16 protein-coding genes and 1 pseudogene are annotated in these 17,795 nt (G+C 72.5%); 6 read left to right on the top strand and 11 right to left on the bottom strand.

The genetic code is table 11. From position 1 onward, the window contains the following. Positions 1 to 31 precede the first annotated feature (31 nt). The 4 genes from ACFQ58_RS06535 to ACFQ58_RS06520 form a co-directional block, all read right to left on the bottom strand. Positions 32 to 1,081 (bottom strand): LLM class F420-dependent oxidoreductase, encoded by a 1,050-nt coding sequence (locus ACFQ58_RS06535; protein WP_376950222.1) that lies wholly within the window; start codon positions 1,079 to 1,081, stop codon positions 32 to 34. A 169-nt stretch (positions 1,082 to 1,250) separates the two neighbouring features. Then, positions 1,251 to 2,585, bottom strand: coding sequence for an alpha/beta fold hydrolase (locus ACFQ58_RS06530; RefSeq protein ID WP_376950221.1), 1,335 nt, complete (start codon positions 2,583 to 2,585; stop codon positions 1,251 to 1,253). Further along, positions 2,582 to 3,916 carry an adenylate/guanylate cyclase domain-containing protein gene (locus ACFQ58_RS06525; RefSeq protein ID WP_376950220.1) on the bottom strand — a complete coding sequence of 445 codons (1,335 nt, stop codon included), beginning with the start codon at positions 3,914 to 3,916 and terminating at the stop codon, positions 2,582 to 2,584. The genes ACFQ58_RS06530 and ACFQ58_RS06525 overlap by 4 nt, the downstream gene beginning before the upstream one ends. 117 nt (positions 3,917 to 4,033) lie before the next feature. Further along, positions 4,034 to 4,735, bottom strand: a complete 702-nt coding sequence (locus ACFQ58_RS06520) for a DedA family protein (RefSeq protein ID WP_376950219.1) — start codon at positions 4,733 to 4,735, stop codon at positions 4,034 to 4,036. Between the two features lie 146 nt (positions 4,736 to 4,881). Between ACFQ58_RS06520 and ACFQ58_RS06515 the strand changes: the two genes are divergently transcribed. After that, on the top strand, positions 4,882 to 6,060 hold the full coding sequence (locus tag ACFQ58_RS06515) for a MarP family serine protease (protein WP_376950218.1): 1,179 nt from the start codon (positions 4,882 to 4,884) through the stop codon (positions 6,058 to 6,060). A gap of 63 nt (positions 6,061 to 6,123) precedes the next feature. On the opposite strand, the gene ACFQ58_RS06510 is transcribed toward ACFQ58_RS06515, so the two are convergent. Both ACFQ58_RS06510 and ACFQ58_RS06505 read right to left on the bottom strand, forming a co-directional pair. Continuing rightward, the gene (locus tag ACFQ58_RS06510) at positions 6,124 to 7,050 is read right to left on the bottom strand and encodes an aldose 1-epimerase family protein (protein WP_376950217.1); all 927 of its coding nucleotides are present in this window, start codon (positions 7,048 to 7,050) and stop codon (positions 6,124 to 6,126) included. Positions 7,051 to 7,060: 10 nt separating this feature from the next. Continuing rightward, a complete protein-coding gene (locus ACFQ58_RS06505) occupies positions 7,061 to 7,885 on the bottom strand; it encodes a DeoR/GlpR family DNA-binding transcription regulator (RefSeq protein WP_376950216.1) in 825 nt (274 codons plus the stop codon). Positions 7,886 to 7,967: 82 nt separating this feature from the next. Here ACFQ58_RS06505 and galT point away from each other — a divergent pair, with 82 nt between their 5' ends. Both galT and galK read left to right on the top strand, forming a co-directional pair. Next, a complete protein-coding gene (gene galT, locus ACFQ58_RS06500; RefSeq protein ID WP_376950215.1) occupies positions 7,968 to 9,128 on the top strand; it encodes a galactose-1-phosphate uridylyltransferase in 1,161 nt (386 codons plus the stop codon). After that, positions 9,125 to 10,285 (top strand): galactokinase, encoded by a 1,161-nt coding sequence (galK, locus tag ACFQ58_RS06495; protein WP_376950214.1) that lies wholly within the window; start codon positions 9,125 to 9,127, stop codon positions 10,283 to 10,285. The genes galT and galK overlap by 4 nt, the downstream gene beginning before the upstream one ends. A gap of 6 nt (positions 10,286 to 10,291) precedes the next feature. On the opposite strand, the gene ACFQ58_RS06490 is transcribed toward galK, so the two are convergent. Together ACFQ58_RS06490 and ACFQ58_RS06485 are read right to left on the bottom strand one after the other, a co-directional pair. Next, positions 10,292 to 10,867 (bottom strand): GNAT family N-acetyltransferase, encoded by a 576-nt coding sequence (locus ACFQ58_RS06490; protein ID WP_376950213.1) that lies wholly within the window; start codon positions 10,865 to 10,867, stop codon positions 10,292 to 10,294. Further along, the gene (locus ACFQ58_RS06485; protein WP_376950212.1) at positions 10,864 to 11,367 is read right to left on the bottom strand and encodes a YbaK/EbsC family protein; all 504 of its coding nucleotides are present in this window, start codon (positions 11,365 to 11,367) and stop codon (positions 10,864 to 10,866) included. Before ACFQ58_RS06485 ends, ACFQ58_RS06490 begins: the two co-directional genes overlap by 4 nt. 81 nt (positions 11,368 to 11,448) lie before the next feature. Between ACFQ58_RS06485 and ACFQ58_RS06480 the strand changes: the two genes are divergently transcribed. Both ACFQ58_RS06480 and ACFQ58_RS06475 read left to right on the top strand, forming a co-directional pair. Then, positions 11,449 to 12,849 (top strand): APC family permease, encoded by a 1,401-nt coding sequence (locus ACFQ58_RS06480; protein ID WP_376950211.1) that lies wholly within the window; start codon positions 11,449 to 11,451, stop codon positions 12,847 to 12,849. A 38-nt stretch (positions 12,850 to 12,887) separates the two neighbouring features. Next, complete coding sequence (locus ACFQ58_RS06475) at positions 12,888 to 13,424, top strand: gamma carbonic anhydrase family protein (protein ID WP_376950210.1); 537 nt, start codon at positions 12,888 to 12,890, stop codon at positions 13,422 to 13,424. Between the two features lie 216 nt (positions 13,425 to 13,640). On the opposite strand, the pseudogene ACFQ58_RS06470 reads toward ACFQ58_RS06475, so the two are convergent. The 3 genes and pseudogenes from ACFQ58_RS06470 to ACFQ58_RS06460 form a co-directional block, all read right to left on the bottom strand. Beyond that, positions 13,641 to 14,651 (bottom strand): annotated as a pseudogene (locus ACFQ58_RS06470) (DUF6716 putative glycosyltransferase); the annotation flags it as partial. A 65-nt stretch (positions 14,652 to 14,716) separates the two neighbouring features. Then, positions 14,717 to 15,589: an N-acetylneuraminate synthase family protein gene (locus ACFQ58_RS06465; protein ID WP_376950209.1), complete on the bottom strand. Its 873-nt coding sequence runs from the start codon at positions 15,587 to 15,589 to the stop codon at positions 14,717 to 14,719. Between the two features lie 17 nt (positions 15,590 to 15,606). Further along, positions 15,607 to 17,028, bottom strand: coding sequence for a cytidylyltransferase domain-containing protein (locus ACFQ58_RS06460; RefSeq protein ID WP_376950208.1), 1,422 nt, complete (start codon positions 17,026 to 17,028; stop codon positions 15,607 to 15,609). A gap of 176 nt (positions 17,029 to 17,204) precedes the next feature. Between ACFQ58_RS06460 and ACFQ58_RS06455 the strand changes: the two genes are divergently transcribed. Next, the gene (locus tag ACFQ58_RS06455; RefSeq protein ID WP_376950207.1) at positions 17,205 to 17,792 is read left to right on the top strand and encodes a TetR/AcrR family transcriptional regulator; all 588 of its coding nucleotides are present in this window, start codon (positions 17,205 to 17,207) and stop codon (positions 17,790 to 17,792) included. The last annotated feature ends 3 nt before the right edge of the window (positions 17,793 to 17,795 follow it).

The raw sequence follows: 17,795 nt of genomic DNA, 5'->3' as shown, positions 1-17,795 counted from the left end.
ATTTCCGATCCGCGGTCGGCGCCGCCCGGGATCAGTCGACGAGCCTCCGGAGACCGGACATGAGGGCGACGCGCTCCTCCGAGTTCCGCGCCAACGGGGTGACCGTGAGGGTCGTCACGCCGGCCGCGGCGAACGCCGCGATGCGCTCGCCCACCTCGGACGGCGACCCGATGAGGGAGATCGCCCTGACGAGCTCGTCGGGCACCGCCGCGATCGCCTCGTCGCGCCGTCCGGCGAGGTAGAGCTCCTGGATGGTGCCGGCCTCGTCGGCGTAGCCGTAGCTCGCGATCAGGTCGTTGTAGAAGTTCTTGCCGCGCGCGCCCATGCCGCCGACGTAGAGGGCGAGGTTCGGCTTGACGGCCGCGATCGCGGCGGCCGCGACATCCGCCCGATCAGTGATGGCGACGGCCGGACTCGCGAACACGTCGAGCGGCCCGAGTTCGGCGGCGCGCCGCGAACGGCCCGCGTCGAGCGACGCACCCCACACGTCGCCGGCCCGTTCGGGATGGAAGAACATCGGCAGCCATCCGTCGGCGATCGCAGCGGTCTGCTCGACCGACTTGGCGCCGAGCGATGCGATGGTGATCGGGATGCGCTCGCGGACCGGGTGGTTGATCAGCTTCAGGGGCTTGCCGAGACCGGTGCCCTCGCCCTCGGGCAGCGGGATGCGGTAGTGCCGACCCTGGTGCACGACCGGCTCGCGGCGCCACGTCATGCGGCAGATGTCGACGATCTCGCGCGTGCGGCCGAGCGGTGCGTCGTAGGCGAGGCCGTGGAAGCCCTCGATGACCTGCGGCCCCGAGGCCCCGATGCCGAGCTCGAAGCGGCCGCCTGACACGTAGTCGAGACCCGCCGCGGTCATGGCCGTCAGCGTGGGCGTGCGCGTATAGAGCTGCAGGATGCCGCTCATGAGGGTCATCCGCGTGGTACGGGCCGCGAGGAACCCGAGCTGGCTCACCGCGTCGAACGAGTACGCCTCGGGCACGGCGACGAGGTCGACCCCCGCACGCCCGAGCTCCTCGACCTCGTCGGCGACCTCGCGGAAGCCTCCGGCGTAGTTCAGGAACATGCCGACGCGCATGCGTCACTCCTCGTCGTCGTGGGGTGGTCGGTGGTGGCGGCGCGGGCGCGGCCATGCTCGACCATAACCGACCGCTCAGGCGGTCGCGGCCGGGGGTGAGAGGGTCCACAATCGCCGGTGACCGGGCGCGCCCTCGAGTTGGTGCTCGCCGACATTCTCGGATACGTGCTCACACGTCCGATTCGGTCCGGGCGAGGCACCACAGTCGCCAGCGGCCGGGCACGCCTCGGAGTTCGTGCTCGCCCTGGTCCTCGAAGACGAAGCCCGAGCCGACGAGGAGCCCGCGGACGGTGTCGCTCAGGTACGTCCGGCCCGGCTCGGCGAGCGCGCAGATCCGGGCCGCGGCGTGGACCGCGACGCCGATGAGGCCGCCGTCGCGGGTGATGACCTCGCCCGCGTTCACGCCGACCCGGAGCGTGAGCCCGATCCCCGCGGCATCCGCGACCACCTCGTCGGCGAACTGCAACGCACTGGACGGAAGGGGGAACGTCGCCACGAAGCCGTCCCCCGTGGTGTTCGCCTCGGTCCCGGAATACCTCGCGAGCGATCGTCGGAGCTCATCGCCATGCGTGCTGAGCGCGTTGCGCCAGTGCTCATCGCCGACGCGGGCGAGTTCGGCGGTCGAGCCGACGATGTCGGTGAACACGACGGTGAGGACCTGACGCTGCCCGCCGCTGCGGGTGCCGATCAGGAACTCCTCCATGTCGTCCACGAGGTCCTCGGTCGGGATGAGCGGCGGCGTGGCCGCCTGACGCCGGACGAGCTTCAGGCGCGCGTTCGGCAGGTGGTCGGCGAGCCAGCGCATGGCTCCGATGTCGACTCCGGCGAAGGACGGATCGTGGAGGACGAGCACGGGCGCCGGGACGCCGTCGAGGTACGGACGGATGTCCACGCCCGCGACCTCCTCCGCCAATCGGCCGGCACCGCTCGGCGTGACCGACATGCTCTCGTAGCGCTTCCACCAGGCGATGAAACGGCCCTCCCGCTCGGTGGTCCAGATCTGCTCGGCCATCGTCCCGCCGCCCCACCGGGTGGTGTCGAGTCCACGGGTGAGGCTCGCGATCCAGGCGGCGTCGGCGGACCACGGGAAGTCCGAACGGGGTGTCCCGACCGCGAGCACCTCGAACGCGATCACCGACTCGATGCGATCCGGATGGCGCGCGGCGGCGACCAGCCCGATGGCGCCCCCGTTGAACCATCCGATCACCACGGCACGTCGACTGCCGACGGCGTCGAGGACGGCGACGAGGTCGTCGGCGTGCTGCTCGATGGTGGAGAGGCCGCTGGTCCGATCGGAGAGTCCGGTACCCCGCTTGTCGAAGATGACGACCCGGCCAAGGGCCATGAGCCGCTCGATGAACTCCATGTGCTCGGCGAGCTCGCAGAAGACGTCGACGTGCGAGATGAAGGCGAACGAGATGACGATGTCCCGCTCGCCGTCGCCGAACACCTTGTAGGCGAGGTCGACGCCGTCGCGATGGGCGTACCGTGTCGGCGGGATCATGACGATCCCCCGTCCAGGCGGAAGAGGCGCCACGTTCCCGGCACGCCCTTCAACCGATGAGCTCCGACCGGCTCGAATCGCAGATCCGACCCGTCGACGAGGATGCGGACGGTGTCCGTCAGGAACACCTCCCCGGCGCCCGCGTGCGCTGCCACGCGTGCCGCGACGTGGACGGCGATGCCGATGAGATCCGCCCCGTCGACCAGCACCTCGCCGCAGTGCATCCCGGCGCGCAGCCCGAGGCCGATCTCCGCCGCATCCCTCACCGCCTCGCCGGCGAAGCGGAGCGCGGACGAGGGCAGCGGGAAGCACGCGAAGAACCCGTCGCCCGCGGTGTTCACCTCGCGTCCGCCATACCGCGCGAGCGATCTGCGAAGCGACTCGCGATTCGACGAGAGCTGGTTGCGCCAGTGCCGGTCGCCGTCCCGGGCGAGTGTCGTGGTCGAGCCGACCACGTCGGTGAACACGATGCTCGCGAGCTCGCGCCGGCCGCCGCTGCGCGTCCCGACGAGGAACTCCTCGATCTCGTCGACGAGTTCGTCCGACGGGATCACGAACGGTACCGATGTATTCCGATGAACCAGCTTGAGTAGTCCGTGCGGCAGGACGTCTGCCATCCACTCGAACGGCTCGGGGGGCAGCCCGGGGAAGTCGAGATCGTGGATCACGAGCACTGGAGCCGTGACGCGGTCCAGGTATTCGCGGATATCCAGTTCCAGCGCGTCGTCGAAGACCCTGGCCGCCCCGCTCGGGGGTGCCGAGAGGCGCTCGTAGCGGGTCAGCCAGTCGATCAGCCGGGCATCTCCGGCCCACTCGGGCGCTGTCATCCGGGCCATGGACGCCTTGCCCCACCCCATCGCGATCAGCTTTCGCATCATCGCCTCGCCGTATCGAGGTCCGAATCCCCACGGGAATCCGTCGGTGGGGCGGCCGACAGCGAGCACCTCGCTCGCGACGACGGATTCGATGCGATCTGGATGGCGCGCCGCGGTGACGAGGCTGACGGCACCTCCGTCGAACCATCCGAGCAGGACGGCCCGCGCGCTTCCGGCCGCGTCGAGCACCGCGACGAGGTCGTCGCTGTGCTGCTCGACGGACACCGGTCCGATGGCTCGGTCGGACATCCCCGCACCGCGCTTGTCGTACAGGATCACGCGGCCCAGCTTCGCGAGGCGATCGACGGCTTCGGCGTTCTCCGAGAGCTCCAGGAACACGTCCACGTTCGACACCAGTGGGAACGCCAGGAGGATGTCCCGGACACCGGACTGGCCGATGACCTTGTACGCCAAGTCCGCGTCGCCGCTGCGCGCGAATTCCGTGGGCGTGTTCACGACGGCACTCCCTCGCACCGTCGCAGCTTCGAGGCGGTGCGCAGGCGACCGTTCGCGAGCCCGCCGAGCACGGCTCCACGGTAGTACCGTGCCGCGCTCGACCTCGGGACCTGCGGCCTAGAGTCCGCCCTCGGTCGCCTCGCCGCGGCCGACGCGACGACGGTGCTCGCGCACGCGCACGACGCGCGTGGCCACGAACGCCGCGACGGCGAGGACGACCGCGACGATCACGACCAGCTGGAACGCATCCGCCCACGGCTCGACCAGGTGCCAGCTCTCGCCGAGCGCGAAGCCCGCCAGCACGAAGACGGTGTTCCAGATGGCGCTGCCCACCGTCGTCAGGGCGAGGAAGAGCAGGAGCTGCATGCGCGTGACGCCGGCCGGCACCGAGATGAGGGACCGGAAGAGCGGGATCATCCGCCCGAAGAACACCGCGGCCCGGCCATGCCGCAGGAACCACGCCTCGGTGCGATCGACGTCGGCGACGTCGACGAGCGGGATGGCCTTCGCGACCGCGCGTGTCCGGTCGCGCCCGAGCAGCGCGCCGACGGCGTACAGCGCGAGCGCACCGACGACGGAGCCGAGCGTCGTCCAGAACAGCACCTCGGCCAGGGTGAACGACCCTTGGCTGGCGGTGAAGCCCGCGAGGGGCAGGATCACCTCGCTCGGCAGGGGCGGGAAGAGGTTCTCGAGTGCGATCGCCAGGCCGGCGCCGGGCGCGCCGAGCGTCTCCATGACGTCCACGGCCCACGCGGCGAGGCCCGTGAGCGCGGACTCGGCGGCGGCGGTGGCGGTTCGGAGCGCGATCGTCGTCGTCATGCGTTCGACGCTACGTGAGTCCGACTGAGCGGTCGGTGGGACAGGCGTCCGGATGCCCGGCGGGGGAAACCCCCGCAACGAGCGCCCACAGCGCGCTCCGAGCCGCGTGCGCGAGGCTGGAGGGCACAGCAGATCGGAGCGTGGCGATGCCCTGGAGCCTCATCCTCGACATCCTGCTCGTGCTCGTCCTCGTCGGCGCGCTCGTGCACGGATGGCGCGCGGGACTCCTGCGCAGCCTCGGCGGACTGCTCGGGCTCATCGCCGGCGGGATCGCCGCGTACCTCGCGATGCCGTGGGTCGTGTCGTTCATCGCCGCGCCGGAGTGGCGCGCCCCCGTCGCGATCGCGGTCGCGGTGCTCCTGCTCGTCGGCGGGGTCGCGCTCGGCAGCTCGATCGGGCGCGCGCTGCGGCGAGGCGCCGACGCCGTGAAGCTCGGGATCGTCGACCGGATCCTCGGTGCGATCGTGAACACCATGGTCGCGGCGTTCGTCATCGCGCTCGTCGGTGCGGGCGTCTCGACGATGGGAGTGCCCGTCGTCTCGCCCGCGGTGGCCAACTCGTGGGTGGTCCGCGGGATCGAGCAGGTCACGCCGCCGCCGGCGCGGACGCTCATGGCCGAGTTGCGAACGGCCGCCGTCGGCGAGGCGATCCCGTGGCTCGTCGGCGTGCTCGACGGGCCGACCGTCTCGCCCGACCTGCCGACGGGCGGCGTCGACGATCCCGAACTGTCCGCCGCAGCGGCATCCGTCGTGCGCGTCACCGGGCTCGCGTACGAGTGCGGCGGCAACCTGACGGGATCGGGCTTCGTGGTGGCCGAGGACCGCGTCGTGACCAACGCGCACGTGGTCGCCGGGGTGGACGAACCCATCGTCGAGGCGCCCGGCCGCGGCCCCGTGGCAGGACGCGTCGTCGCGTTCGACGCCGCGCAGGACCTCGCGGTGATCGCCACCGACGGGCTCGGCGTCGCGCCGCTCGGGCTCGCCGACCAGCCTGCGGCCGACGCCGACGTCGCGGTCGCCGGCTACCCGTTCGGAGGTCCGCTGGAGCTGCGGCCGGCGCGCGTGATGGCGACCGGGCCGATCACCATCGCGATCGACGGCGAGAACTCCTCGCGCGAGGTGGTGACGCTCGCGGCCGACGTCGACCACGGCAACTCGGGCGGGCCGGTGCTCACGGGCGACGGGCTCGTGGGCGGCGTCGTGTTCGCCAAGTCGCAGACGGTCGACAACGTGGGCTTCGCCGTGCCGGTCGGCACGCTCGAGCCGCTGGCCGAGCAGGCGCCGTCGCTCAGCGACCGGGTCGACTCGGGCAGCTGCGTCGGCTGAGCAGCGTCCCGGCCGAGATAGCAGCGCGTAGCAGGCCGCCCCGCTCGGCGCCGCCCAGGCGACTCACTCGGCGGTGAAGCCGGCGAAGCGGATGCCCCAGCTGAGCTCCCACTGCTCGCCCGGGTCGAGCCAGCGCAGCCCGCGGCCCGAGTTGAACGCGTCGGCGGGCGCCGTCATGGGTTCGACCGCGACGGCCTTGCTCTCGCCCGGGTAGGACTCGGTCGTGAACACCTGGACGTAGGCGAACTCGTCGTCGGCCCAGACCGACACGGTGCGTCCGTCGGGTGCGACGAGAGTGTGCTCCACGCTGCCGTCGACCGCCGCGAGCCCGCCGAACGCGTCGTCGAGCTGCACGTCGCCGACGCGGCGTCCCTCGCGGAAGTCCCACTCCGTGTCATCCACCGGCACCTCGCCGGTCGGCAGCAGGCGGTCGTCGACCTCGATGTGGCTCGCGGCGTCGAGGCGCAGGACGAGCTCCTCGGTGGGAACGTCGCCGATCTTGACGAACGGGTGCGTGCCGACCGCGACGGGCGCGGGCTCCCCGCCGAGGTTCTCGAGGAAGTGGGTGACCTTGAGTCCGTCGGCGACGAGCTCGTAGCGCACGGCGGTGCGCACCGTGAACGGGTAGCCCATCTGCGGGTAGATCGTCGCGGCGAGCGTGACCGAGTCGCGATCCTGCTCGACCGGCGAGTACTCGGCGTATCGCAGGAGCCCGTGGATGGCGTTGTCTCGCGCCGGCTCGGTGATCGCGAGCTGGTACTCGCGACCCTCGTGGCTCCACTTGCCGTCGCGGATGCGGTTGGGCCACGGCACGAGCACGATGCCCGATCCCGAAGGCGGCGTCTCGTCGTCGCCGTAGGCGGGGACCAGGTCGATGTCGTTGATGGAGAGCGTGCGGAGTCCGGCGGCGACGGCGGTGATGGTGGCCCGCACGTCTCCGGTGGAGGTGGACGTCTCGAGGACGAACTGGTCGCCCGTGGGGTGCGTCATGGAGACCACCTTATGGCCGCTCGGGCTCGGGGGCGACGAGCACCTCGAGCCCGGCGTCGCGGAGCTCGCCGACGAGCACGGGCGGCGCCGCGGCATTCGTCACCAGCGCGTCGAACGCGTCGACCGGGCCGATCCGACCGAGGTGCGCCTCGCCGAGCTTGGACGCGTCGGCGACGATCACGGCGCGGGCCGCACGCCGCAGCATGTGCGCCTTCACGGCCGCTTCGGGCAGGTTCGCGTTCGTGACGCCGAGCCGGGGATCGACGCCGTTGCAGCCGATGAACGCGAAGTCGACGTGCACGTCCTCGAGGATCGAGCCGGCGAGCGGGTGCACGAGCGAGTGCTGTCGCGGCCGCAGCGTGCCGCCGGTCACGATCACCGTGAACCGCGGGATCTCGGGCTCGAGCTCGAGCGCGATCGAGAGCCCGTTCGTCAGGATCGTGACGTCGTCGAGGTCGGCGCGGGCGCGCAGGGCGCGAGCCACCTGCAGGGTGGTGGTGCCCACGTCGAGGATGACGCTCTGCCCGCTCCGCACGAGTGATGCGGCGTGCTCGCCGATGCGCTGCTTCGGCACGACGGAGGTGGCGAGCGCCTCCTCGAAGCTCGGCTCGCGATCGGGTCGGGCCTCGGTCGCCGGGGCGGCTCCGGCGGGGACCGCGCCGCCGTGCACACGACGCACGAGGCCGGCGCGCTCGAGGGCGTCGAGGTCGGCGCGCGCGGTGACGGGCGTGACGCCGAACGACTCGCTGAGCTCGGCGACGCGCACGAACCCGCGCTCGATCACGAGGTCGGCGGCGAGCGAGCGTCGCCGTGCCGCGGTCAGGTCAGGGTCCATGTCGCTATTGTCGGATGCGCAACTCAACTTTGCAATACGAAATGCACTTGTTTCGCAAACGAAAACGGCGTACCGTGTCCGCGTGCACCAGACTGAACCCGGCCTCCTCGATCCGCGCATCGCCGTGCGGCGATCGACGCTCGCCGACGGCCGCGAGCTCATCTACTACGACGACGTCGACAGCGTCCTGCCGTCCGAGCGCGCCATCGACGCGCGCACGCTCGACGCCCGGCCCACCACCGCCGAGATGCGCCAGGATCCGCTGACCGGCGACTGGATCTCGATCGCCGCGGCGCGGCAGAACCGCGTCTTCCTCCCGCCGGCCGACGCCGACCCGCTCGCGCCGCAGACCGAGACCAACCCGTCCGAGATCCCCAGCCTCTACGACGTCGCGGTCTTCGAGAACCGGTCGCCCTCGTTCGGCCCCGAGCTGCCCGACTGGGGCGCCGGGCCCGATGTCCCGTCCGCGGCCTCCACGGCCCTCGCCGGAGTGCGCGACCTCGGGATCGAGCGGCGGCTGCCGTCGCACGGGCGCTGCGAGGTCGTGTGCTTCAGCCCCGAGCACGAGGGGTCCTTCGGAACGCAGAGCGTCTCGCGCGCGCGCACCGTGATCGAGGCGTGGGCGCATCGCACGGCGGCGCTCTCGGCGCTGCCCGGCGTGCAGCAGGTCTTCCCGTTCGAGAACCGCGGACGCGACATCGGCGTGACGCTCCCCCACCCGCACGGCCAGATCTACGCGTATCCCTACGTCACGCCGCGCACCGAGCGCCTGCTCGCCGCGATCGATGCCTACGGCCCGGCGCTGCAGGCCGACATCCTCGAGCGCGAGCGATCCGGCGAGCGCGTGCTCATCGCCGGCGAGCACTGGACCGCCTACGTCCCCTTCGCGGCCCGCTGGCCGATCGAGGTCCACCTGGTTCCGCATCGGCACGTCCCCGACCTCGCCGCGACCGATGAGGCCGAGCGCGCAGAGCTCGCTCGCGTCTACCTGCGGATCCTGCGCGGCCTCGACCGCCTCTACGACACGCCGACGCCGTACATCGCCGCGTGGCACCAGGCGCCGGTGCACGAGCGGCGCGCCGAGGTGCGCCTGTCGATGCAGCTCACGAGCCCCCGCCGTGGCGCCGAGCGGCTGAAGTACCTCGCCGGGTCCGAGGCCGCCATGGGCGCGTGGATCGGCGACGTCCCCCCGGAGGTGCAGGCCGCGGCTCTGCGCGACGCGATCGAAGGAGTCGAGCTGTGACCGACCACGTGGCATCCGCCCAGCATGGATTCGCCGAGCGGTACGGGCGCCGCCCAGCGGGCGTCTGGTCGGCACCCGGCCGCGTCAACCTCATCGGCGAGCACACCGACTACAACGACGGCTTCGTGTTCCCGTTCGCGATCGACCGCCGCACGACCGTGGCGCTCGGCGACCGCGACGACCGGCTCGTGCGGGTCTCCTCGACGTTCTCGCCCGAGACGGTCGAGGCGCACCTCGACACGCTGACGCCCGACGCGGTGAGCGGATGGGCCGCCTACCCGCTCGGGGTCGTCTGGGCGCTCGGCGAGTTCGGCGCCGACCTCGAGCACGTGCGCGGGGTCGACCTGCACATCGAGTCCGACGTGCCGGTGGGCGCCGGGCTCTCGTCGTCGGCCGCCATCGAGTGCGCCGTCGCGCTGGCCCTCGACGAGCACTGGGGTCTCGGCATGGACCGACCGACGCTGGCGAAGGTCGGCCGGCTCGCCGAGAACCGGGCGGTCGGCGCCCCGACGGGCATCATGGACCAGTCCGCGTCGCTGCTCGGCGAGGCCGACTCCGGCGTGTTCCTCGACTGCCGCAGCCTCGACGCCGACGTGATCCCGCTCGGGTTCGCCGAGGCCGGGCTATCGCTGCTCGTGATCGACACGCGCGTCAGCCACACGCACGCGACCGGCGGGTACGCGGCGCGTCGCGCGTCGTGCGAGGCGGGCGCCCGCATCCTCGGCGTCGAGTCGCTGCGCGACGTGCGAGTGGAGGACCTCGACCGGGCGCGTGAACTGCTCGACGACGAGACGTTCCGGCGGGTGCGGCACGTCGTCACCGAGGACCAGCGCGTGCTCGACACCGTCCGCACGCTGCGCGAGCAGGGCCCGGGCGCGATCGGACTCCTGCTCGACGCCTCGCACGTGTCGATGCGCGACGACTTCGAGATCTCCGTGCCCGAGCTCGACCTCGCGGTCGAGACCGCACAGGCCGGCGGCGCCGTCGGGGCGCGCATGACGGGCGGCGGGTTCGGCGGCGCGGCGATCGCGCTCGTCGGCGACGCGCTCGTGCCCGAGCTGCGACGCCGGGTCGAGGCGGCCTTCGCCGAGCGCGGCTACCGCGAGCCGGCCATCTTCACCGTGCACGCCGCGCAGGGCGCGCGCCGCGACGCCTGAGCGCGGCTACTCGACGACTGGACTCCACTCCTCCGCGAGGATCGCATAGGTGTACCCGTCGATCCAGCCGTGCTCGGCATGCCACGAGTCGCGCACCCCATGCTGCTCGCGCCGCATGCCCGCCTTCTCCATGACGCGCCAAGATGCGACGTTGGCGGCGAAGCAGGCTCCGGTGATCCGGCGCAGGCCGACCTCTGCGAACGCGATCTCGAGCAGCCCGCGGAGGATGCGGGTCGCGTACCCGCGCCCGGCGTGGTCGGGAGCGATCAGGTACCCGATGAGCCCCTCGGCGTCGCGCCAGGTGTCGCCGTCGAACTGCCCGATGCCGTCGATGACCTCGAGCGATCCCGTCCCGACGATCTCGCCGTCGAGCTCGGCGACGACGGAGTGGTCGCGCGGATCCTCCACGGCGCTGAGCCAGCGCTGACGGAACGCCTCGGGTTCGACGGTCGTGCGCAGCAGCCACTGCGTCACCTCCGGGCGGTTCCGCCACACCAGCACTTGGTCGAGATCGGCCCTCGTCGGTGGCCGGAGCACGAGCGGACCCGCCTGTCGCGGCCAGCTCACCTTCGCGTGCGTCATGCGCGCTGCGCCGGCTCGACGGCGGTCGGCGTGCCGCCGGTGATGCGCACGAGGTCGTCGTAGGTGGTCGGGAACACGGTCTTCGCGTGCCCGGCCGCGGCCCACACCTCGTCGAACGCGGCCAGGTCGGTGTCGACGAACGTGCGGACCGGCGACGGGTGCCCCACGGGCGCGACGCCGCCGATGACCTGGCCGGTCGCGGCCTTCACCACCTCTTTCGAGGCCCGCCCGATGCGGCCGCCGAGCTGCTCGCCGAGCCACTCGGTGTCGACGCGGTGCGCGCCCGAGGTGAGCACGAGGATCGGCTCGTGGTCGAGGGTGAAGACGAGCGAGTTCGCGATCTGGCCGACCTCGACGCCGAGCGCGTCGGCCGCGAGTTGCGCGGTGGTGACGGCGTCGTCGAACCACACGATCCGTGGCTCGAGGCCGTCGGCGGCCAGCGCGGCGACGACGCGGTCGACGGCGGCGTGCGAGGACGCGGAGGTCTGTTCGGCTGGCATGCGTCGATCCTACGAGCGGATGCGACATCCGCTCGCCTCGGCCGACGCCGGCCGTTCACCGGACTGCCGTAGGGTGCGAACGTGAGTGCTTCCCCCTCCCCGTCGCCCTCGCACGACCGCCTCGCGCGCCGCCTCGGGCTCCGCGATACCGTTGCGATCGGCCTGGCCGCGATGATCGGCGCCGGCGTGTTCGCCGTGTGGGCGCCGGCAGCGCAGGCCGCGGGCTCGTGGCTGCTCGTGGGCCTCGCGATCGCCGCACTCGTCGCGTTCGCGAACGCCGGGTCGACCGCGCAGCTCGCGGTGCGCTCCCCCGAGGCCGGCGGCGCGTACCGGTTCGGCCGCGAGCGACTCGGCGCATGGCCCGGGTTCCTCGCCGGGTGGGGGTTCGTGATCGGCAAGACGGCGAGCTGCGCCGCGATGGCGATGACGGCGGCCGCGTACCTGGTGCCCGTGGCGTGGCAGAAGCCGGTCGCGATTTTCGCCGTCGTCGCGCTCGTCGGCGTGAACGTGCTGGGCGTGACTCGGACGGCGCGCGTGGCGAGCCTCATCGTGTCGGCGGTCATCGCGGTGCTCGTCGTCGTCGTGGCGGGCGGGATCGCGGCGATCGTCATTGGCGGGTGGGATGCCGGCGACGGCGGTGGCGCCTCGATCGTCCCTCCCGTCGGGGTTCCGGATGGCGCGGCCGCGCCGATCGCCGCCGCGTACGGCGTGCTGCAGGCCGCCGCCCTGATCTTCTTCGCCTTCGCCGGCTACGCGCGCATCGCGACGCTCGGCGAGGAGGTGCGCGAGCCGACGCGCACCATCCCGCGCGCGATCGGGGTCGCGTTCGGCGTCGTGCTCGTGGTGTACGCCGCCGTCGGCGTCGCGGCGCTGGGCGCGCTCGGGGCGGGAACGCTCGCCGAGTCATCCGCCCCGCTCGTCGACGTCGTGGGTGCGGCCGGATGGCTCTGGGCCGAGCCCGTAGTGCGCGTCGCGGCGGGCGTGGCCGCGCTCGGGTCGCTGCTCGCGCTCATCGCGGGCGTCGGCCGCACGAGCCTCGCGATGGCGCGCGACGGCGAACTGCCGCGCCGGCTGACCTCCGTGCATCCGCGGTTCGGGGTGCCGCACGTCGCCGAGCTCACGGTCGGGGTCGCGGTCGTCCTGCTCGTGCTCGTCGCCGACCTGCGCGGCGCGATCGGGTTCTCGTCGTTCGGCGTGCTGCTGTACTACCTCGTCGCGAACGCCGCGGCGCTCACCCAGCCGGCGGGCGAGCGGCTGGTCTCGCGCTGGCTGTCGTGGTTCGGAGCTGTCGGATGCGTCGTGCTCGTCGCCACGCTGCCGATCGCGTCGATCGTGGCGGGCGTCGCGGTGTTCGCCGTGGGTGCGGCGCTGCGCGCCATCCGCCTCGCCGTCGCCGGCCCCCGACCCTCGTCGATTCAGGAGCACGGAGGGGAATCAGGACCGGATCGGCGGAATCGTCCTGAGCCGCCTCCGTCCTCCTGAAACGGGACCGCGCCGACGGCCGGAATAGGCTGGGGCGCATGAGCGCCGATCCGTCCGCCCGCATCCTCACCATCGCCGGCATCCCGGCGCCCGAGCTCGACCCGAGCGCGTTCGTCGCCCTCGGCGCGGTCGTCGTCGGCCAGGTGCGACTCGCCGCGCGCTCGAGCGTCTGGTACAACGCGGTGCTGCGCGCCGAGGCCGAGACGGTCACCCTCGGCGAGGGCTCGAACCTGCAGGACGGCGTCGTCTGCCACGTCGACGCGGGCTACCCCGTCACGGTCGGCAGCGGCGTCTCGGTCGGGCACCGCGCGGTGCTGCACGGCTGCACGGTCGAGGACGACTGCCTCATCGGCATGGGCGCGACGATCCTCAACGGCGCCGTGATCGGCCGCGGGTCACTCGTCGCGGCCGGCGCCGTGGTGCTCGAGGGCACGGTCGTGCCCCCGGGCTCGCTCGTCGCCGGCGTGCCGGGCAAGGTGCGGCGCGAGCTCACCGCCGACGAGCAGGCCGGCATCCGCCGCAATGCCGAGGCGTATCTCGCGCACGTCGATCGGCACAGCGCGCCCGTCGACTGAGCCCGCGAGCATTCGGCGCAGGCGACGCACCCGTCGGACGACCGCACGGACCGGAACACCCACGGCCCACGCGAGGCGACCCATCAGGCTGCGGTCGTCGGCGCCGAGCATGCGACGCCGCTCGAAGGCCCACCGCAGCTCGCCGCCCCAGAGGTCGTGGCGACGCTCGAGCGGCGGCAGCGGCACGATCTCGCGTGCGGCGACGAGCGCGTCGAGCCAGGCCACCCAGTCATCGGCGTCGGGCTCGTGGAAGTAGTTGTCGGCGAGCCACGCCGGATCGGCGTGCCGGAAACGCCCCGCGACGAGGTCGGTCGTCGAGCCGAACAGCCCGGCGCCCTCGAACACGGTGTTGATCATCGCCGGGGAGACGCCGAAGTCGTCGACGAGCAGTACCGGCAGGTCGCGAGCGACCGCCTCGAGCGCCGCGGTGGAACTCACTGTTACGAGCGCGGTGGCGCGATCGAGCCGGTCCGCCATGGGTCCGTCCTCGACGACGAGATTCGCCGGGACGTCGTGGAGTTCGGCGAGCAGCTCGGCGTAGTCGTGCTCCTCGGCGTGCGTCTGCGCCTCACCCGCACGGGCGCGCACCTTCACGACGACGCGGTGGGGCGCCCGGCGGCGGGCGAGCTCGGCGAGCGCGGCCAGCAGCCTCAGCCGGTCGTCGCGCTCGGCGGGCACCTTCGCCTGGGCGGCGAACACGATGTCCGTCGCGGCGGCGCGGTCGCCCGCCTCACCGGCCAGGAACGGCAGGGTCGCGAGCCCGAACATGCGATCGATGCCGAGCTCCGCGGCGTTCGCGCGGAAGTCGCGCACCTCGCGACGGCTGTGCAGCACGATGAGGTCGGTCTGCTCGCGGTAGATCACGGCCTTGGGCACGGCCGGGATCGTCAGGCCCGGGAAGCCGCTGAGGATCGCCGGACGGTTCGGGCGGCGGTTCAGCCGTGGCGCCACGACGCGCACGAACGGGCCGCGCAGCGCGAGCAGCACCGCGTGCGGCTCGAACGCGTCGAGCTGGGCGTCGAGGCCCCCGTCGCCGCCGTACCCGTCGAGCGGAATGGTCCGCACGTCGGCCGGGTCGAAGCGGGTGTCGGCGAGCGCGTGCGCGAGCTGCCGCGCGCTCGGCTGCACGGGCGACGCGATCACGACGAGCCGCGCGACCCACTCGGGCCCGAGGGTCGATGCGAGCGCCGCACCCCACTTGACGTACGAGTCGGCGTCGGCGACCACGAGGAGACGGCGCGACGCGGCATCCGGCCCGAGGCTCACCGGCCCGAGGCTCACCGGCCCGAGGCTCACGCGAGCACCCGGCGGAGCTTGGCCTTCGGCGCCTCCTCGCCCGGGTACACGCGCTTGACACCGTCGCCGAGCGCGTCGCCGATGATGCGGATGTCGCGCACGAGGTGGTCGAGGCCCTGCGGCTCGAGCGACGCCGAGTGGTCGGAGCCCCACATCGTGCGGTCGAGCGTGATGTGCCGCTCGACCGCGACCGCGCCGAGCGCCACGGCGGCGAGCGAGATCTGCAGGCCGCGCTCGTGCCCGGAGTAGCCGACCGGCACGCCCGGGAATCGCTGCTTGAGCGCCGGGATCATGAGCAGGTTCGCCTCCTCGGGCGGCATCGGGTAGCTCGACGTCGCGTGCAGGATCACGAGTCGCTCCGTACCCAGCACCGTGACCGCCCGATCGATCTCGTCCATGGTCGACATGCCGGTCGAGAGGATGACGGGCTTGCCGGTGTCTCGGACCGCGCCGAGCAGTTCCAGGTCGGTGACCGACGCCGACGCGATCTTGTACGCGACGACCCCATAGGACTCGAGGTCGGCGACGGCCGGGACGTCCCACGGCGACGCGAACCAGTCCAGGCCGTGCAGCGCCGCGTGGTCGGCGATCTCGGCGTACTCGTCGCGGCCGAATTCGACGCGGTGCCGGTACTCGAGGTAGCTCATCGTGCCCCACGGGGTCTCGCGCGGCATGAGCTTCATGTGCTCGGGCGTCGAGATGTCGGGCGTGCGCTTCTGGAACTTCACCGCCTGCGCGCCCGCCTCGGCGGCGACCTCGATGAGGCGCTTGGCGATGCGGAGGTCGCCGTTGTGGTTGAGGCCGATCTCGGCGATGACGTAGACGGGCTCGTACTCGCCGATCGCGGCGTGACCGAGGCGCACGGACATGCGGGGCTCGCTTTCGTTCAGGGTGCGGTGTCAGTGCCGGATGCAGCGGCCGTGATGGCCTCGCGCTGCAGCCGGGTCGGGTGGGCGGGGTCGAGTTCACGCGGCTCGCGGGCGGCAGCGGGGGCGGGAACGGCTGCGCCCGCGGAGGTCGCGGCGCGGCGCTTCGCATCGCGTGCGGCGAGCACGAGCTCGGCCAGCTCGCGCACCGCACCGTGCCCGCCGTGGCGCTGGAGCACGTGCCGCGCCCGTTCGAGCGCGTCGGGCGCGGCATCCGGAACTGCCAAGGGCCAGCCCACGAGGTCGAGCGCGGGGATGTCGCCGCGGTCGTTGCCGAGGTAGGCGATGCGGTCGAGCCGGATGCCGCGGGCGGCCGCCCACTCGCGCAGCGCGGAGCCCTTGTCGGCAAGGCCTTGCAGGCAGTCCACGCCGAGCTTCTCGGCGCGACGGCTCACGACGGGGTTCGCCTCGGCGCTGAGGATGAGCACGGGGATGCCCGCGTCGCGCAGCCGCGCGACCCCCGCCCCGTCGGCCCGGCTGATGCGCACGGACTCGCGGCCGAGCTCGTCGACCGTCGCGGTGTCGTCGGTGTGCACGCCGTCGAAGTCGGTCACGACCGCGTCGACATCGATGAACGGATGGCGCGGGTCCGCGATCCACGCGTCGCCGGCGCCCGCCCGACGCGCCTGCGCCGAGCTGATCGCCGCGGCGAGCCGTCTGTCGATGCGCGGCGCGAGCGCACGAGCCCGGGCGAGGTCGGCGGCGTCGTCGATCTCGATCGCGTGATCGGCGTGGACCGCCTGGATGCCGACGCGCCCGAAGAAGCGGTGTCGCGCCTGGAGGAACCCGTCGGTGCGGAACACGTAGAACGCTCCGGTCTCGAGGTACTCCGGCTCGCGATCCTGACGGCGCGGGCGGTTCGACGGATCGTGGTTGACGCCGATCGCGCTCGCGCCGTCGGCGTCGTCCGCGTGCTCGCGCCACAGGAATCCGTGCGTCGGGATGGCCGCGAATACGACGTCGCGCTCCCCCGCGGCGACGCGCTCGACGGCCGCGTCGAGGTCCGCCGGGTCGATGAAGGGCGACGTCGCCTGCACGAACACGATCACGGGAGGTGTCGAGGGTCGAGCGGCCGGCGTATCGAGACCCAGCACCTCGAGCGCATGCAGCACCGCCGACTCGCTCGACGCCTCGGGCCCGGCGAGCTCGCCCGGCCGCGCCACGACCTCCGCACCTGCGGCGATCGCCGCGTCGGCGATCTCCTCGTCGTCGGTCGTGACGACCACGCGCGCGACCCGCTCGGCGGCGAGCGCCGCGTGCACGGCGCGCGCGATGAGCGAGATCCCGCCCACTCGCGCCACGTTCTTGCCCGGCAGGCCCTGTGATCCGCCGCGCGCGGGAATGACGGCGACCGCCGGCTCGGCGCGCTCCCTGGGGCTCATGCCGCGAAGCTATGCGCGCCATCCGTCCACGCGGTGCACGCCGGATGAACACCGGGCGACCGTCAGGCTGACAGCGGATGCGACAGCCGCCCGCATGTGACTGCCCCTTGCCGCCCGCGAACCTGAGTGTCATACTTATGACATCAACGTCATGACTATGACACGAGGTGGTCGGAATGGTCACGGGAGCGAGCGCTCGACATCTGGAGTCGACCCGCAGCGTGATCCTCTCCGCGTCAGCAGACCTGTTCCTCGCGCGTGAGGGGGCGTCCTTCTCGGTGCAGGAGGTCGCCGACCGGGCCGGCGTGACGCACCGCACGGTCTATCGCCACTTCCCGACCAGGGCCGACCTGCTGATCGCCACGGCGCGCGAGATCGGCTCCGATCTCGGAACCGATGAGGAGCCACCATCCGACGTCGACGAATGGATCGCCGCGGCCGGACGTCGCTTCGTGCTCGTCGAGAGTCGAATCAGGGTGCTCCGCGGCGTCTCTGCCGCGATCTTCGCAGCCGAGGACGATCCAGTGGGTGCGCCGCCGACGCCCCAGGACGACGCCAGATGGCCGCTTTTCCGTGGCGAGTTCGCCCATCTCGACGAGTCCGAGGCGATCCGCGCGTTCGCGGGCCTCCGCCACGTGCTGTCGTCCGTCTCGTACTTCTTCCTTCGGACGCGATTCGGCATGTCTCCAGAAGAGGCGAGCGCCGCCCTCTGCGAGACCGCGACGCGAGTCGTCGAAGGATTGCGCAACCCATCCCAGCGATGACCG

Source organism: Agromyces sp. NPDC056523 (genome assembly GCF_042794545.1).
Classification (GTDB): domain Bacteria; phylum Actinomycetota; class Actinomycetes; order Actinomycetales; family Microbacteriaceae; genus Agromyces.
Note: the sequence above shows the minus strand (reverse complement) of the source record. Positions and strands in the feature narration are given on the sequence as shown.

Bases quoted from the DNA above. Each gene is read 5' to 3' on its own strand.
- ACFQ58_RS06535 (WP_376950222.1), bottom strand. From the start codon at position 1,081: ATGCGCGTCGGCATGTTCCTGAACTACGCCGGAGGCTTCCGCGAGGTC.
- ACFQ58_RS06530 (WP_376950221.1), bottom strand. From the start codon at position 2,585: ATGATCCCGCCGACACGGTACGCCCATCGCGACGGCGTCGACCTCGCC.
- ACFQ58_RS06520 (WP_376950219.1), bottom strand. From the start codon at position 4,735: ATGACGACGACGATCGCGCTCCGAACCGCCACCGCCGCCGCCGAGTCC.
- ACFQ58_RS06515 (WP_376950218.1), top strand. From the start codon at position 4,882: ATGCCCTGGAGCCTCATCCTCGACATCCTGCTCGTGCTCGTCCTCGTC.
- ACFQ58_RS06510 (WP_376950217.1), bottom strand. From the start codon at position 7,050: ATGACGCACCCCACGGGCGACCAGTTCGTCCTCGAGACGTCCACCTCC.
- ACFQ58_RS06505 (WP_376950216.1), bottom strand. From the start codon at position 7,885: ATGGACCCTGACCTGACCGCGGCACGGCGACGCTCGCTCGCCGCCGAC.
- ACFQ58_RS06490 (WP_376950213.1), bottom strand. From the start codon at position 10,867: ATGACGCACGCGAAGGTGAGCTGGCCGCGACAGGCGGGTCCGCTCGTG.
- ACFQ58_RS06485 (WP_376950212.1), bottom strand. From the start codon at position 11,367: ATGCCAGCCGAACAGACCTCCGCGTCCTCGCACGCCGCCGTCGACCGC.
- ACFQ58_RS06475 (WP_376950210.1), top strand. From the start codon at position 12,888: ATGAGCGCCGATCCGTCCGCCCGCATCCTCACCATCGCCGGCATCCCG.
- ACFQ58_RS06465 (WP_376950209.1), bottom strand. From the start codon at position 15,589: ATGTCCGTGCGCCTCGGTCACGCCGCGATCGGCGAGTACGAGCCCGTC.
- ACFQ58_RS06460 (WP_376950208.1), bottom strand. From the start codon at position 17,028: ATGAGCCCCAGGGAGCGCGCCGAGCCGGCGGTCGCCGTCATTCCCGCG.
- ACFQ58_RS06455 (WP_376950207.1), top strand. From the start codon at position 17,205: ATGGTCACGGGAGCGAGCGCTCGACATCTGGAGTCGACCCGCAGCGTG.